Raw genomic sequence first — 15,324 nt, 5'->3', positions numbered from 1 at the left:
CCGCGTTCACCGGCGAAACCGCGCGTTCATGGAGTGAGACATCGCCGCGGGGTAGAGTCCAGCGGCGTGCACCTCAAGGCCCTGACCCTCCGCGGGTTCAAGTCGTTCGCCTCGGCCACCACGCTCCGGTTCGAGCCGGGCATCACGTGCGTCGTCGGACCGAACGGCTCGGGCAAGTCCAACGTCGTGGACGCGCTCAGCTGGGTCATGGGCGAGCAGGGCGCCAAGTCGCTGCGCGGCGGCAAGATGGAGGACGTCATCTTCGCCGGCACCACCGGCCGCCCGCCGCTGGGCCGCGCCGAGGTGTCGCTGACCATCGACAACTCCGACGGTGCCCTGCCCATCGAGTACTCCGAGGTCACCATCACGCGGATCATGTTCCGCAACGGCGGCAGCGAGTACCAGATCAACGGCGACACCTGCCGCCTGCTGGACATCCAGGAACTGCTGTCCGACTCCGGCATCGGCCGCGAGATGCACGTCATCGTCGGCCAGGGCCAGCTCGACTCCGTGCTGCACGCCGACCCCATGGGCCGACGCGCCTTCATCGAGGAGGCGGCAGGCGTCCTCAAGCACCGCAAGCGCAAGGAGAAGGCGCTCCGGAAGCTGGACGCGATGCAGGCCAACCTCGCGCGCGTGCAGGACCTGACGGACGAGTTGCGCAGGCAGCTGAAGCCGCTGGGCCGCCAGGCGGCGGTGGCCAGAAGAGCCGCCGTCATCCAGGCCGACCTGCGTGACGCCCGACTGCGCCTCCTCGCCGACGACCTCGTACGGCTGCGGGAAGCGCTCCGGGCCGAGATCGCCGACGAGGCCGCCCTCAAGGCCCGCAAGGAGGCCGCCGAGCAGGAGCTGAAGAAGGCGCTCCAGCGCGAGGCCCTTCTGGAGGACGAGGTCCGTCGGCTCACCCCGCGCCTCCAGCGCGCCCAGCAGACCTGGTACGAGCTGTCCCAGCTCGCCGAGCGCGTACGCGGCACGATCTCGCTGGCCGACGCGCGCGTGAAGAGCGCCACCTCCGCGCCGGTCGAGGAGCGGCGCGGACGCGACCCGGAGGATCTGGAGCGCGAGGCCGCCCGGATCCGCGAGCAGGAGGCCGAGCTGGAGGCCGCCCTGGAGGCGGCCCAGCGCGCCCTGGAGGACACGGCCGCCCACCGCGCCGACCTCGAACGCGAGCTCGCCCAGGAGGAGCGGCGCCTGAAGGACGCGGCCCGCGCCATCGCCGACCGCCGCGAGGGACTGGCGAGGCTGAAGGGCCAGGTGGGCGCGGCCAGGTCACGTGCCGCCGCCGCCCAGGCCGAGATCGAACGTCTGGCCGCCGCCCGCGACGAGGCCCGGGAGCGCGCCGTCGCCGCCCAGGAGGAGTACGAGGCCCTCAAGGCCGAGGTCGACGGCCTCGACGCCGGCGACCAGGAGCTCGCCGAGCGGCACGAGGCGGCCAAGCGGCAGCTCGCCGAGGCCGAGGCCGCCCTCACGGCCGCCCGTGAGGCCGTCACCGCCGCCGAACGCAGGCGCGCCGCCACCCAGGCCCGCCACGATGCCCTGGCCCTGGGCCTGCGCCGCAAGGACGGCAGCGGCGCGCTGCTGGCGTCGCAGGATCGTCTCCCCGGCCTGCTCGGCCCGGCCGCCGAGTTGCTGACCGTCACCCCCGGCCACGAGGTCGCCCTGGCCGCCGCCTTCGGTGCCGCCGCCGACGCCCTCGCCGTGACGACGCCCTCCTCGGCCGCCGACGCCATCCGCCTGCTGCGCAAGCAGGACGCCGGCCGGGCCGCCCTGCTCGTCAGCTGCGCTCCCGGCGAGGTACCGGCGGAGGCGCGCACCGACGGGCCGCCGTACGCCGCCGACCTGGTGCGCGGCCCCGCCGAGCTGATGCCCGCCGTACGACGGCTGCTGCGCGGGATCGTCGTCGTGAGCACCCTGGAGGACGCCGAGGACCTGGTGTACGCGCGGCCCGACCTGACCGCCGTCACCGCCGAGGGCGACGTCCTCGGGGCGCACTTCGCGCACGGCGGCTCCGCCGGGGCGCCGAGTCTGCTGGAGGTCCAGGCCTCCGTGGACGAGGCCGCCGCCGAGCTGGAGGAGCTCGCGGTGCGCTGCGAGGAGCTGAGCGAGGCGCAGCACGCCGCCGCCGAGCGGCGCCGCGAGTGTGCAGCGCTCGTCGAGGAACTGGGGGAGCGGCGCCGGGCCGCCGACCGGGAGAAGTCGGCCGTCGCCCAGCAGCTCGGCCGGCTCGCCGGGCAGGCCCGGGGTGCGGCCGGGGAGGCCGAGCGGTCCACCGCCGCCGCGGCCCGCGCCCAGGAGGCCCTGGACAAGGCCCTCGCCGAGGCGGAGGAGCTCGCACAACGGCTCGCCGTCGCCGAGGAAATGCCGATCGAGGAGGAGCCCGACACCTCCGTACGCGACCGGCTCGCCGCCGACGGTGCCAACGCCCGCCAGACAGAGATGGAGGCCCGTCTCCAGGTCCGTACGCACGAGGAACGCGTCAAGGGGCTCGCCGGGCGGGCCGACTCGCTGGACCGGGCCGCCCGCGCGGAACGCGAGGCACGCGCGCGTGCGGAGCAGCGGCGGGCCCGGATGCGGCACGAGGCGGCCGTCGCGGAGGCCGTCGCCTCCGGTGCGCGGCAGCTGCTCGGCCACGTCGAGGTCTCCCTCGCGCGCGCCGACGAGGAGCGCACCGCCGCCGAGGCCGCCAAGGCGCTCCGCGAGCAGGAACTGGCCCAGGCCCGGGGCGAAGGACGCGATCTCAAGGCCGAACTCGACAAGTTGACGGATTCGGTCCACCGCGGGGAGGTACTCGGCGCCGAGAAGCGGCTGCGGATCGAGCAGCTGGAGACCAAGGCGCTGGAGGAGCTGGGTGTCGAACCGGCGGGGCTGGTGGAGGAGTACGGCCCGCACCAGCCGGTGCCGCCCTCGCCCCCCGCCGAGGGCGAGGAGCTGCCGGAGGACCCGGAGCACCCACGCAACCGGCCCAGGCCCTTCGTCCGGGCCGAGCAGGAGAAGCGCCTGAAGGCCGCCGAGCGGGCGTACCAGCAGCTCGGCAAGGTCAACCCGCTCGCCCTGGAGGAGTTCGCGGCGCTGGAGGAACGCCACCAGTTCCTCAGCGAGCAGCTCGAGGACCTGAAGAAGACGCGGGCGGACCTCCTGCAGGTCGTGAAGGAGGTCGACGAACGCGTCGAGCAGGTCTTCACGGAGGCCTACCGGGACACGGCCCGCGAGTTCGAGGGCGTGTTCGCCCGGCTCTTCCCGGGCGGTGAGGGGCGGCTCGTGCTCACCGACCCCGACAACATGCTCACCACGGGCGTGGACGTCGAGGCGCGTCCGCCGGGCAAGAAGGTCAAGCGGCTGTCGCTGCTGTCCGGCGGGGAGCGGTCGCTGACCGCCGTGGCGATGCTGGTGTCGATCTTCAAGGCGCGGCCCAGCCCGTTCTACGTCATGGACGAGGTCGAGGCGGCCCTGGACGACACCAACCTCCAGCGGCTCATCCGGATCATGCAGGAGCTGCAGGAGACGTCGCAGCTGATCGTGATCACCCACCAGAAGCGCACGATGGAGGTCGCCGACGCGCTCTACGGCGTCTCCATGCAGGGCGACGGGGTGTCCAAGGTCATCAGTCAGCGCCTGCGCTGACACCGCCTCTCGCTGCTCACCTTCAAGAAGTGAACGCAAACCACTCAGGCGCGTCTTACAGCTCACAGGTCTCTGCCTATTGACTTCGAAACTTGAAGGCTTAGTCTCTGCAACGTTGCTTTTACCTTCAGGTGCCGGGTACCTGGAGGGGCTGACCCACCCCGGCGACGTTGCCGGTGGCCCGAGGAGTACACGTGACCAGCACAGCGCAGGCACCCAAGTCAGGAGCCAGGACGGCTCACCCCGAACATCTCGGGCACGTCATCTTCATCGCGGCGGCGGCCGCGATGGGCGGTTTCCTCTTCGGTTACGACAGCTCCGTGATCAACGGCGCCGTCGAGGCCATCCGGGACCGCTACGACATCGGCTCCGCGGCGCTGGCCCAGGTCATCGCCATCGCCCTGATCGGGTGCGCCATCGGTGCCGCGACCGCCGGCCGCATAGCCGACCGCATCGGCCGCATCCGGTGCATGCAGATCGCCGCGGTGCTCTTCACGGTCAGCGCCGTCGGCTCGGCGCTGCCCTTCTCGCTGTGGGACCTCGCCTTCTGGCGCGTCGTCGGCGGCTTCGCCATCGGCATGGCCTCCGTGATCGGCCCGGCCTACATCGCCGAGGTCGCCCCGCCCGCCTACCGCGGCCGGCTCGGCTCCTTCCAGCAGGCCGCCATCGTCGTCGGCATCGCGGTGTCGCAGCTGGTCAACTGGGGTCTGCTGAACGCCGCCGACGGCGACCAGCGCGGTGAGCTGATGGGCCTGGAGGCCTGGCAGGTCATGCTCGGGGTCATGGTCGTCCCGGCCGTCCTCTACGGCCTGCTCTCCTTCGCCATCCCCGAGTCCCCGCGCTTCCTGATCTCCGCCGGCAAGCACGAGCGGGCCCGCGAGATCCTCGCCGAGGTGGAGGGCGAGGACGTCGACCTCGACGCCCGCGTCGCCGAGATCGAGCTCGCCATGCGCAGCGAGGAGAAGTCCAGCTTCCGCGACCTGCTCGGCGGCTCCTTCTTCTTCAAGCCGATCGTCTGGATCGGAATCGGTCTGTCGGTCTTCCAGCAGTTCGTCGGCATCAACGTCGCGTTCTACTACTCCTCGACGCTGTGGCAGTCGGTCGGCGTCGACCCGACGGACTCGTTCTTCTACTCGTTCACCACGTCGATCATCAACATCGTCGGCACCGTCATCGCGATGATCTTCGTCGACCGCATCGGCCGCAAGCCGCTCGCGATCGTCGGCTCGGTCGGCATGGTGATCGGCCTGGCCCTGGAGGCCTGGGCGTTCTCCTTCGACCTCGTCGACGGAAAGCTGCCCGCCACCCAGGGCTGGGTCGCCCTGATCGCCGCCCACGTCTTCGTCCTCTTCTTCGCCCTGTCCTGGGGCGTGGTCGTCTGGGTCATGCTCGGCGAGATGTTCCCCAACCGGATCCGTGCCGCCGCGCTGGGCGTCGCCGCCGCCGCGCAGTGGATCGCCAACTGGGCCATCACCGCGAGCTTCCCGTCGCTGGCCGACTGGAACCTCTCCGTGACCTACGTGATCTACACGGCCTTCGCCGCGCTCTCCATCCCGTTCGTCCTGAAGTTCGTGAAGGAGACGAAGGGCAAGACGCTGGAGGAGATGGGCTGAGCCTCGCCGGCAGGCTCCCGCTGCTCGGGGAGGAGGGCCAAGTCCCCGCTGCCCCTCTCCCCGTCACCCCGCCGCCGCCCCGGTCCGGTCACCGTCCGGACCGGGGCGGCGGTGTCGTGCGTCACCGGACGAGGACGCGCCCCCGACGACCCGGGCTTCCAGGGCGGCCACCGCCAGGTTTTGGCAGCCGCCTCACCAGCCCCTCACGGTGCTCCGCGAGTCCCCGCGGGCGCTGGGTCGTCTCGGCGATCGCGTCCAGATGGTCCCGCAACAGCGCCACATCACCCAGGAACTCCGCGAGGTCGGCGGGCTCGACCTCCAGATCGTCCTCGGCCAGGACCGGAGGGAACCGGGCGCCCAGTGCGCGTACCGCCTGAGATCCCCACACCGTCGTGCGCCAGGACTCGAAACCGGCCGAGTCTTCGTGTCCCTCAGGGGTGGCGAGGATGCGCCGCTCTGCGTCCGCGCCCCGCACGAACACCATGACGTTCAGGCTCATGGCGTCAGTGGAGCACCCGGAAACCGCGACGGGTCACCGGATATCGGCGGGTGTCAACCCAGCCCCGGCACCACCCGCTCGCAGAACAGCCGCAGACTCCGCCACCCCTCCTCCACCGGCATCCCGCCCGCCAGTGGATGCAGGACGTAGGAGTCCAGCCCCAACGCACCGCACTCCTCCGGCGTGACGATCCGGTACACGCCCTCCGCGCGCAGCTCGGCCACCGTCGTCGCCCGCGACCGCACCGCCGACCTGACACCGCCCGACTGCCAGGACGCGTACGTCCGCGCCTCGTGCAGGAAGTGCTCCCCGTACCGCGCCCACGCCCGGTCCGGGCCCTCGGCGAGGTGCAGCAGCGGCGTCTCGGCGGCGGGCATCATCACCCAGCCCTCGGTGCCGTACTCCACGAGCCGCTCCTTGTAGTAGGCCTCCAGTCCGGCAGGTGCGCGCTCGGGAAGAAGGGCAGGCCGAGGCGGGCCGCGCGGCGGGCGGCCGCCTGGGAGGAGCCGCCGACCAGCAGCGGCGGATGCGGGTCGGTGCACGGGCGCGGGGTGACGCGGACCGTGCGGCCCCGGTACCGGAACGGCTCGCCCGTCCACGCCTTCAGCAGCGTTTCCAGCAGCTCGTCCTGGAGCCGCCCGCGCCGCGCGAAGTCCACACCGAACTGGGCGTACTCCTCGGGCCGGTACCCGATGCCCGCGACGGTCACCAGCCGGCCCCCGCCGAGCAGGTCCAGGACGGCGATCTCCTCGGCGAGCCGCAGCGGATCGTGCAGCGGGCCGATGATCGCCGAGACGGTGACCGCGACACGCCGGGTGGCGCCGAAGACCGCGGCCGCGAAGGCGAACGGCGACGGCAGCCAGTTGTCGTCGGCGCCGTGGTGCTCCTCCGTCTGCACGGTGGTGATCCCGTGGCCGTCGGCCCAGGCCGCCATCTCCAGCGCGGCCCGGTAGCGGGCGGCGAGCGCGGCGGGCGTGGCGCCGGGAGCGACGAGGTTGAAACGTACGACCGTGACGGGCATGGGAGACGTCCCCCTTTACCGGGCGGGTGCCAGCGCTTCACGGGCGGGTGTGCTCGGGGACGTTAGCTGACGGGGTGTCAGACGGCCAGAGGGGTGTCGCCGGACCCCATGGCCGATACTGGACGCGTTATGGACATCGTCATCCTTGCTGTAGTCATCGCCGTGGTCGTGCTCGGCGCGCTCGGCGGGCTCGTGGTCGGCAGCCGGCGCAAGAAGCAGCTGCCCCCGCCGCCCCCCGCCGCGCCCGACATCACCGCCCCTCCGGCCGAGCCGCATGTCGGCGACGAGGCCGAGACGCCGCGGGAGGAACCGCGGCGCACGATAGAGGAGGTGGATCTCCCGGGCGGCCCGGCTCCCGTGGTCGTCGAGGAACCGCCCGCCGGTCCGACCGTCGAGGCTCCCGAGATCGAGATCCCGGAGCCCACCGCAGGCCGCCTGGTCCGCCTGCGCGCCCGCCTGTCCCGCTCGCAGAACGCCCTCGGCAAGGGCCTGCTCACCCTGCTGTCGCGCGAGCACCTCGACGAGGAGACCTGGGAGGAGATCGAGGACACCCTCCTCACCGCCGACGTCGGCGTACAGCCCACCCAGGAGCTGGTCGAACGGCTGCGGGCGCGCGTGCAGGTGCTCGGCACCCGCACCCCCGAGGAGCTGCGCGCACTGTTGCGCGAGGAACTGGTCACGCTGGTCGGCCCCGAGATGGACCGCACGGTCAGGACCGAGCCGGACGGCCGCAAGCCCGGCATCGTGATGGTCGTCGGTGTCAACGGCACCGGCAAGACGACCACCACCGGCAAGCTCGCCCGCGTGCTCGTGGCCGACGGCAACACCGTCGTCCTCGGCGCCGCCGACACCTTCCGTGCCGCCGCCGCCGACCAGCTCCAGACCTGGGGCGAGCGGGTGGGCGCCCACACCGTGCGCGGTCCTGAGGCCGGCGACCCGGCCTCCGTCGCCTTCGACGCCGTCAAGGAGGGCAAGGAGATGGGCGCGGACGTCGTGCTCATCGACACCGCCGGGCGGCTGCACACCAAGACCGGGCTGATGGACGAGCTCGGCAAGGTCAAGCGTGTGGTCGAGAAGCAGGCCCCGCTGGACGAGGTGCTGCTCGTGCTCGACGCGACGACCGGGCAGAACGGCCTCGTCCAGGCCCGTGTCTTCGCCGAGGTCGTCGACATCACCGGCATCGTCCTCACCAAGCTGGACGGCACGGCCAAGGGCGGCATCGTGGTCGCCGTGCAGCGCGAGCTGGGCGTGCCGGTGAAGCTGGTCGGTCTCGGCGAGGGCGCGGACGATCTGGCGCCGTTCGAGCCGGAGGCGTTCGTTGACGCCCTGATCGGAGAGTGAGGCGACTCCTGGCAGCAGCAGTCGCGCGAAGTGCCCGCCCCGCAACACAGTCGGGACGGGCACTTCGCGGTTCAGGACCTTCGCAGCGCAGGACTGTCCGCGACTAGGGGCGCGCTCGGTGTGCCACGTACGCCAGGGTGCCGAGCAGCAGCCGGGCCGCCGGTGGCCTGGAGGCCGAGTCCAGCGCGGGGGAGCGCAGCCAGCTGACCGGGCCGAGGCCGCCCCGGTCGGACGGCGGGGCCGTGATGGACGCGCCCGGGCCGAGGCCGCGCAGGTCGAGGGAGGTCGGATCGTCCCAGCCCATGCGGTACAGCAGCTCGGGCAGGTCGGCGGCGGAGCCCGGCGCGACGAAGAAGTGGGCCCGGCCGTCCGGGGTGGCGGCGACCGGGCCGACGGGCAGGCCCATGCGCTCCAGCCGGGCCAGGGCGAGCCGCCCGGCGGACTCGGCCACCTCGATCACGTCGAACGCCCGGCCGACCGGCAGCATCACCGCGGCGCCCGGGCACGCGCCCCAGGCCTCGGTCACCTGGTCGAGCGTGGCACCGGCGGGGATCTCCGGCGCGAACTCCAGGGGATGCGCGCCCGGTGCCCGGCAGTCCCGGCGGCCGCAGGAGCAGGCGCCGGCCGCGGCACGCGCCCCCGGCACCACGTCCCAGCCCCACAGGCCGGTGTACTCCGCCACGGTGGTGACGTCCGAGGAGCGGCCCCGGCGGCGCGAGCCGGGCCGGATGTCACGGATGCCCCGACTGATGCCGATCGTGAAGCCCATGCCCCCTCCAACGGGTCCGGCGCGGCGGTGGTTACGCAGCGGACGTGGAACGTGACTCTCTGTTCTTGTCTTCCAGTTTCCGGCTTCCTTGTACCGCCCGGCTCAGGCGGCGCCTGGAAGCGCCCGGGGTGGTGTGCCCGGCGACACGCGCTCCCGAGTGCACCCCCGCATCCAGTTCGTGAACTCTGTGTCAAGTGAATCGCGTGACAGGCGTTGTGAGTTCATTCGAAGGGGTGGCGAATGGTGGCGTTTCTGGAATCGCCATGGCTGGACGGGTGATCGTAGGATTACCGTGTGTGCACGGGCCCTGGGGGCACATGCACCCATGGGTATGCCGGAGGCAAGTCGGCTTTCCGTTCGAACGGTGGCAACCGCCGGACGGCGGCCCCCCGGACCGGCATTCTGATAGGGCTTGGCGCACTCAGCGACAAGTGGTCTCAGGGATGGGGGCGTTCCAGTGAGCGGCAACGGCGGAAGCGGATCGAGCGCTGGACACGCTGCGCACACTGACAAGCGTCCGAATGACCTGCTCACCTCGTGGTTCGTGCGCAGCGGCTGGTCCAAGGGCGAGCTCGCCCGCCAGGTCAACCGCCGGGCGCGCCAGCTGGGCGCCAACCACATCTCCACGGACACCTCCCGCGTGCGGCGATGGCTGGACGGCGAGAACCCGCGCGAGCCGATCCCACGCATCCTGTCCGAGCTGTTCTCCGAACGCTTCGGCGTCGTCGTCTCCGTCGAGGACCTGGGGCTGCGCACCGCACGCCAGTCACCCTCCGCGACCGGTGTCGACCTGCCCTGGACGGGCCCGCAGACCGTGGCCCTGCTCAGCGAGTTCTCGCGCAGCGACCTGATGCTGGCGCGGCGCGGCTTCCTCGGGAGCTCGCTGGCCCTGTCTGCGGGCCCGGCCCTCATCGAGCCCATGCAGCGCTGGCTCGTCCCCGCGCCCCCGGCGCCGCGCCCGGAGCCCGCGCCCACGGCCTCGGGCCGGGCCCGCGGCCGGCTCTCCAAGCCGGAGCTGGAGCTGCTGGAGTCCACCACCGAGATGTTCCGCCGGTGGGACGCCCAGTGCGGCGGCGGCCTGCGCCGCAAGGCGGTCGTCGGCCAGCTGCACGAGGTGACGGACCTGCTCCAGGAATCCCAGCCCGAGGCCACCGCCCGGCGGCTGTTCAAGGTGGCCGCCGAGCTCGCCGAACTGGCCGGCTGGATGTCGTACGACGTCGGGCTGCAGCCCACCGCGCAGAAGTACTTCGTCCTCGCGCTGCACGCCGCCAAGGAGGCCGGTGACCGGCCGCTCGGCTCGTACATCCTGTCCAGCATGAGCCGGCAGATGATCCATCTCGGCCGGCCCGACGACGCGCTGGAGCTGATCCACCTCGCGCAGTACGGCAGCCGGGACTGCGCGAGCCCGCGCACCCAGTCGATGCTGTATGCGATGGAGGCCCGGGCCTACGCCAACATGGGGCAGCCCGGCCGGTGCAAGCGGGCCGTCAGGATGGCCGAGGACACCTTCGCCGACGCCGACGAGTGGGACGAGCCGGACCCCGACTGGATCCGCTTCTTCTCCCGGGCCGAGCTGTACGCCGAGAACTCCCACTCCTTCCGCGACCTCGCCTACGTCGCCGGCCGCAGCCCCACCTACGCCTCGCTGGCCGAGCCCATGATGAAGCGGGCCGTGGAGCTGTTCGCGCACGACAACGAACACCAGCGGTCGTACGCGCTGAATCTGATCGGCATGGCCACCGTGCACCTGCTCCAGCGCGACCCCGAGCAGGGCGCCGTCTTCGCCAAGGACGCCATGCGGGTCGCCAAGAAGGTCCGTTCCGAGCGCGTCAACACTCGTATCCGAAAGACGGTCGACACGGCCGTCCGCGACTTCGGTGACGTGGCCGACGTCGTCGACCTCAACGAGCGGCTCGCCGCCGAGCTGCCCGAGACCGCCGAAGCGGTCTAGCACCCCGGACCACCCCGGACCCCGGCCGCGGCCGGCCCTCCCGAACAGCCCGACTCGGCTCCCCCCTGCCAGGTCATCGGAAGGCCGTCCGCGGCCGGCCTGTGCCTCCACGCGGAAGGTTGCGTCACGATAACGATCGACGCGCCCGCTCTCCGGCAGTTCATCGACCCGTAACACGCACGGCGCCTTCGTCACGGCCGCGAAACAACGAGGGGCTTCCACCGAAACCGCGCTGCGCCAATCTCGTGGCGCATAACCGGCCCACCCCTCATTCCGCTCAAGGCTTCGCCCGCACGGGGCCGTACCAACGACGAGGAGACGCCGATGGCACCAGCCATCACCCTTGCCGCAGAGGCACCCAAGCTGTCTGCCGCCAACACAGGGTTCATGCTCATCTGTTCCGCCCTGGTGATGCTCATGACGCCCGGCCTGGCCTTCTTCTACGGAGGCATGGTCCGCGTCAAGAGCACCCTGAACATGCTGATGATGAGCTTCATCAGCCTGGGGATCGTCACCATCCTGTGGGTGCTGTACGGCTTCTCCATGGCGTTCGGCACCGACTCCGGCAGCCTCATCGGCTGGAACTCCGACTGGGTCGGTCTCAGCAACATCGGTCTGACCCAGCTGTGGGACGGTTACACGATCCCGATCTTCGTGTTCCTGGTCTTCCAGCTGATGTTCGCCATCATCACGCCGGCCCTGATCAGCGGTGCCCTCGCCGACCGCGTGAAGTTCACCGCGTGGGCACTGTTCATCGCCCTGTGGGCCACGGTCGTCTACTTCCCGGTCGCCCACTGGGTCTGGGGCGCCGGCGGCTGGGCCTTCGAGCTGGGCGTGATCGACTTCGCCGGTGGTACGGCGGTCCACATCAACGCCGGTGCCGCCGCGCTCGGCGTGATCCTGGTCATCGGCAAGCGCGTCGGCTTCAAGAAGGACCCGATGCGTCCGCACAGCCTGCCGCTGGTCATGCTCGGCGCCGGTCTGCTGTGGTTCGGCTGGTTCGGCTTCAACGCCGGTTCGTGGCTCGGCAACGACGACGGTGTCGGCGCGCTGATGTTCGTCAACACCCAGATCGCCACCGCCGCTGCCATGCTGGCCTGGCTGATCTACGAGAAGATCCGCCACGGCGCGTTCACCACGCTGGGCGCCGCCTCCGGCGCGGTCGCCGGTCTGGTCGCCATCACCCCCGCCGGTGGCGCGGTCTCCCCGGTCGGCGCGATCGCCGTCGGCGCCATCGCCGGTGTGCTGTGCGCCATGGCCGTCGGCCTGAAGTACAAGTTCGGCTACGACGACTCCCTGGACGTCGTCGGGGTCCACCTCGTGGGCGGTGTCGTCGGCTCCCTGCTGATCGGCCTCTTCGCCAGCGGCAAGGGCCAGTCCACGGTCGAGGGCCTCTTCTACGGCGGCGGTCTGACCCAGTTCTGGAAGCAGTGTGCGGGTGTCTTCGCGGTCCTCGCCTACTCCCTGGTGGTCTCCGCGATCCTCGCCTTCGTCCTCGACAAGACCATCGGCATGCGGGTCTCCGAGGACGAGGAGGTGGCCGGCATCGACCAGGCCGAGCACGCCGAGACCGCATACGACTTCAGTGGTGCCGGCGGCGGTACCGCCCGGACCACCGCCGTCCCGGCCCCCGTCGCCGCCGAGAGCAAGAAGGTGGACGCATGAAGCTCATCACCGCCGTCGTGAAGCCGCACCGGCTCGACGAGATCAAGGAGGCGCTGCAGGCCTTCGGAGTGCACGGCCTGACGGTCACCGAGGCCAGCGGCTACGGTCGTCAGAGGGGCCACACCGAGGTCTACCGCGGTGCCGAGTACACCGTGGACCTCGTGCCCAAGATCCGCATCGAGGTGCTGGTCGAGGACGACGACGCCGAACAGCTGATCGACGTGGTCGTCAAGGCGGCCCGCACCGGCAAGATCGGTGACGGCAAGGTCTGGTCCATCCCGGTCGAGACGGCCGTTCGGGTCCGGACCGGCGAGCGCGGCCCGGACGCGCTCTGACAGCAGAAGAGAACAGGAGTCGCTGGGTGACGAGTGCGGACGTACGGAACGAAGCAGAGGACTCGGGACCCAGCGGCTACGCGGCGGCCCGGCTGCGCCTCCTCGGAGAGGGGGCGCGGTCCGGGCCGCCGCGCCGCGCGGCCCTGTCCGAACTGACCGACGACTGGCTCACCGGGCTGTTCACCGCGGGCGCCGAGGGGCTGCGCGGGGTCTCCCTGGTCGCCGTCGGCGGCTACGGCCGCGGGGAACTGTCCCCCCGCAGCGACCTGGACCTGCTCCTGCTGCACGACGGCACCGACAGCAAGGCGGTCGCCGCCCTCGCCGACCGGCTCTGGTATCCCGTCTGGGACCTCGGCCTCGCCCTCGACCACTCCGTCCGCACCCCGGCCGAGGCCCGCAAGACGTCCGCCGAGGACCTCAAGGTGCAGCTCGGCCTGCTGGACGCCCGGCACCTCGCCGGCGACCTCGGCCTCACGGCGGGCCTGCGGACGGCGGTGCTGGCCGACTGGCGCAACCAGGCCCCCAAACGCCTGCCCGAGCTCCAGGAACTGTGCGCCGAACGCGCCGAGCGGCAGGGCGAGTTGCAGTACCTCCTGGAGCCGGACCTGAAGGAGGCGCGCGGCGGGCTGCGCGACGCCACGGCCCTGCGCGCGGTCGCCGCCTCCTGGCTGGCCGACGCCCCGCGCGAGGGACTGGCCGACGCCCGGCGCCGGCTGCTCGACGTGCGGGACGCCCTGCACCTGACGACGGGCCGGGCCACCGACCGGCTCGCCCTCCAGGAGCAGGACCAGGTGGCCGCCGAGCTCGGCTTGCTGGACGCCGACACGCTGCTGCGGCAGGTCTACGAGGCCGCGCGCGTGATCTCGTACGCCAGTGATGTCACCTGGCGTGAAGTGGGGCGGGTGCTGCGGTCGCGCGCTGTGCGGCCGCGCCTGCGCGCCATGCTGGGCGGCGGAAAGCCGACCGCCGAACGGTCCCCGCTGGCCGAGGGCGTCGTCGAGCAGGACGGCGAGGTGGTGCTCGCCCGCGCAGCGCGCCCCGAACGCGATCCCGTGCTCCCGCTGCGCGCCGCGGCCGCCGCCGCACAGGCCGGCCTGCCGCTCTCCCTGCACGCCGTACGGCGCATGGCGGCCACCGTCCGCCCGCTGCCCACGCCCTGGCCCGCCGAGGCGCGCGAGCAGCTGGTCACCCTGCTGGGTTCGGGCCGCCCGACCATCGACGTCTGGGAGGCCCTGGAGGCCGAGGGCCTGATCACCCGCCTGCTGCCGGACTGGGAGCGGGTCCGCTGCCGCCCGCAGCGCAACGCCGTGCACGTCTGGACGGTCGACCGGCACCTGATCGAGACGGCGGTCCGCGCCTCCGAGTTCACCCGCCGTGTCAGCCGCCCCGACCTGCTGCTCGTCGCCGCGCTCCTGCACGACATCGGCAAGGGCTGGCCCGGCGACCACTCGGTCGCGGGCGAGATCATCGCCAAGGACGTGGCCGCCCGCATCGGCTTCGACCGCCACGACGTGACGGTGATCTCCACCCTGGTACGCCACCACCTGCTGCTCATCGAGACGGCCACCCGGCGCGACCTGGAGGACCCGGCCACCGTGCGCTCGGTCGCCGAGGCCGTCGGCTCGCAGGGCACCCTGGAGCTGCTGCACGCCCTCACCGAGGCCGACGCCCTGGCCACCGGCCCCGCCGCCTGGTCCTCCTGGCGCGGCTCGCTCGTCGCCGACCTCGTCAAGCGGGTCTCGGCGGTGCTCGCGGGGGACCCGCTGGAGGACCCCGAGGCCGCCGCGCCGACGGCCGAGCAGGAGCGGCTCGCCATCGAGGCGGTCGCGACGGGCGGCCCGGTCCTCGCCCTGCGCGCCCAGACCGAACCCGCCCAGGACACCGGTCAGGCCCCGGGAGAGCCCGAGCCGCTGGGCGTGGAGCTGCTGATCGCCGTCCCCGACCAGCCGGGCGTGCTGCCCGCCGTGGCCGGCGTGCTCGCCATGCACCGGCTGACCGTGCGCACCGCCGAGCTGCGCGCCCTGGACCTCCCGGACGGGGTCGAGGGCTCCGTGCTGCTGCTGGACTGGCGGGTCGCCGCCGAGTACGGCTCCCTGCCGCAGGCCGCCCGGCTGCGCGCGGACCTCGTCCGGGCGCTGGACGGCTCCCTGGACATCGCGGGCCGCCTCGCCGAACGCGACGCCGCCTATCCGCGCCGCCGGGGCGTCGTCCCGCCCCCGCCCAGGGTGACGGTCCACCCGGCCGCGTCCCGGCTGGCCACGGTGATCGAGGTGCGCGCCCAGGACGCGCCCGGACTGCTGTTCCGGATCGGGCGGGCGCTGGAGGACGCCGACGTCCGGGTACGCAGCGCGCACGCGTCGACCCTGGGCGCCAACGCCGTGGACGCCTTCTACGTGACCGGCCCCGAGGGCGCGCCCCTGCCCTCGGAGGAGGCGGCGTCGGTGGCGCGGAAGCTGGAGGACACCCTGCCCGGGTGACGCCGCCCCGGCGACTTGTCACGCCGGGATAC

At 72.5% G+C, this 15,324-nt stretch carries 9 protein-coding genes and 1 pseudogene; 7 read left to right on the top strand and 3 right to left on the bottom strand.

Translation table 11 applies throughout. The features are described from left to right. Positions 1-66: 66 nt before the first annotated feature. Entirely contained in the window at positions 67-3,621 is a 3,555-nt protein-coding gene (gene smc / locus ACFPZJ_RS33845; protein ID WP_381029787.1) for a chromosome segregation protein SMC, read from the top strand. A gap of 194 nt (positions 3,622-3,815) precedes the next feature. Continuing rightward, positions 3,816-5,234: a sugar porter family MFS transporter gene (locus tag ACFPZJ_RS33840; protein ID WP_381029784.1), complete on the top strand. Its 1,419-nt coding sequence runs from the start codon at positions 3,816-3,818 to the stop codon at positions 5,232-5,234. Between the two features lie 121 nt (positions 5,235-5,355). On the opposite strand, the gene ACFPZJ_RS33835 is transcribed toward ACFPZJ_RS33840, so the two are convergent. Next, on the bottom strand, positions 5,356-5,733 hold the full coding sequence (locus tag ACFPZJ_RS33835; RefSeq protein WP_381029782.1) for a hypothetical protein: 378 nt from the start codon (positions 5,731-5,733) through the stop codon (positions 5,356-5,358). A gap of 53 nt (positions 5,734-5,786) precedes the next feature. Beyond that, positions 5,787-6,754, bottom strand: a pseudogene (locus tag ACFPZJ_RS33830) (LLM class flavin-dependent oxidoreductase). Positions 6,755-6,883: 129 nt separating this feature from the next. Between ACFPZJ_RS33830 and ftsY the strand changes: the two are divergent. Next, on the top strand, positions 6,884-8,095 hold the full coding sequence (gene ftsY / locus ACFPZJ_RS33825; protein ID WP_381029779.1) for a signal recognition particle-docking protein FtsY: 1,212 nt from the start codon (positions 6,884-6,886) through the stop codon (positions 8,093-8,095). Between the two features lie 103 nt (positions 8,096-8,198). On the opposite strand, the gene ACFPZJ_RS33820 is transcribed toward ftsY, so the two are convergent. Further along, complete coding sequence (locus ACFPZJ_RS33820; protein WP_381029777.1) at positions 8,199-8,864, bottom strand: bifunctional DNA primase/polymerase; 666 nt, start codon at positions 8,862-8,864, stop codon at positions 8,199-8,201. A gap of 457 nt (positions 8,865-9,321) precedes the next feature. On the opposite strand from ACFPZJ_RS33820, the gene nsdA reads away from it, so the two are divergent. From nsdA to ACFPZJ_RS33800, 4 genes are all read left to right on the top strand, one after another. Continuing rightward, the gene (nsdA, locus tag ACFPZJ_RS33815; protein ID WP_381029775.1) at positions 9,322-10,815 is read left to right on the top strand and encodes a transcriptional repressor NsdA; all 1,494 of its coding nucleotides are present in this window, start codon (positions 9,322-9,324) and stop codon (positions 10,813-10,815) included. A 324-nt stretch (positions 10,816-11,139) separates the two neighbouring features. Further along, positions 11,140-12,480 carry an ammonium transporter gene (locus tag ACFPZJ_RS33810; protein ID WP_381029772.1) on the top strand — a complete coding sequence of 447 codons (1,341 nt, stop codon included), beginning with the start codon at positions 11,140-11,142 and terminating at the stop codon, positions 12,478-12,480. Continuing rightward, positions 12,477-12,815, top strand: coding sequence for a P-II family nitrogen regulator (locus ACFPZJ_RS33805; protein ID WP_030231663.1), 339 nt, complete (start codon positions 12,477-12,479; stop codon positions 12,813-12,815). The genes ACFPZJ_RS33810 and ACFPZJ_RS33805 overlap by 4 nt, the downstream gene beginning before the upstream one ends. Positions 12,816-12,841: 26 nt before the next feature. Beyond that, positions 12,842-15,292, top strand: coding sequence for a [protein-PII] uridylyltransferase (locus ACFPZJ_RS33800; RefSeq protein ID WP_381029769.1), 2,451 nt, complete (start codon positions 12,842-12,844; stop codon positions 15,290-15,292). The last annotated feature ends 32 nt before the right edge of the window (positions 15,293-15,324 follow it).

The sequence above is a fragment of the Streptomyces bullii genome, from assembly GCF_042657145.1.
GTDB classification, from domain to species: domain Bacteria; phylum Actinomycetota; class Actinomycetes; order Streptomycetales; family Streptomycetaceae; genus Streptomyces; species Streptomyces bullii.
This window is presented reverse-complemented; position numbering and strand designations above follow the sequence as displayed.

Bases quoted from the DNA above. Each gene is read 5' to 3' on its own strand.
- ACFPZJ_RS33820 (WP_381029777.1), bottom strand. From the start codon at position 8,864: ATGGGCTTCACGATCGGCATCAGTCGGGGCATCCGTGACATCCGGCCC.
- ACFPZJ_RS33805 (WP_030231663.1), top strand. From the start codon at position 12,477: ATGAAGCTCATCACCGCCGTCGTGAAGCCGCACCGGCTCGACGAGATC.
- ACFPZJ_RS33835 (WP_381029782.1), bottom strand. From the start codon at position 5,733: ATGAGCCTGAACGTCATGGTGTTCGTGCGGGGCGCGGACGCAGAGCGG.
- ACFPZJ_RS33810 (WP_381029772.1), top strand. From the start codon at position 11,140: ATGGCACCAGCCATCACCCTTGCCGCAGAGGCACCCAAGCTGTCTGCC.
- ftsY (WP_381029779.1), top strand. From the start codon at position 6,884: ATGGACATCGTCATCCTTGCTGTAGTCATCGCCGTGGTCGTGCTCGGC.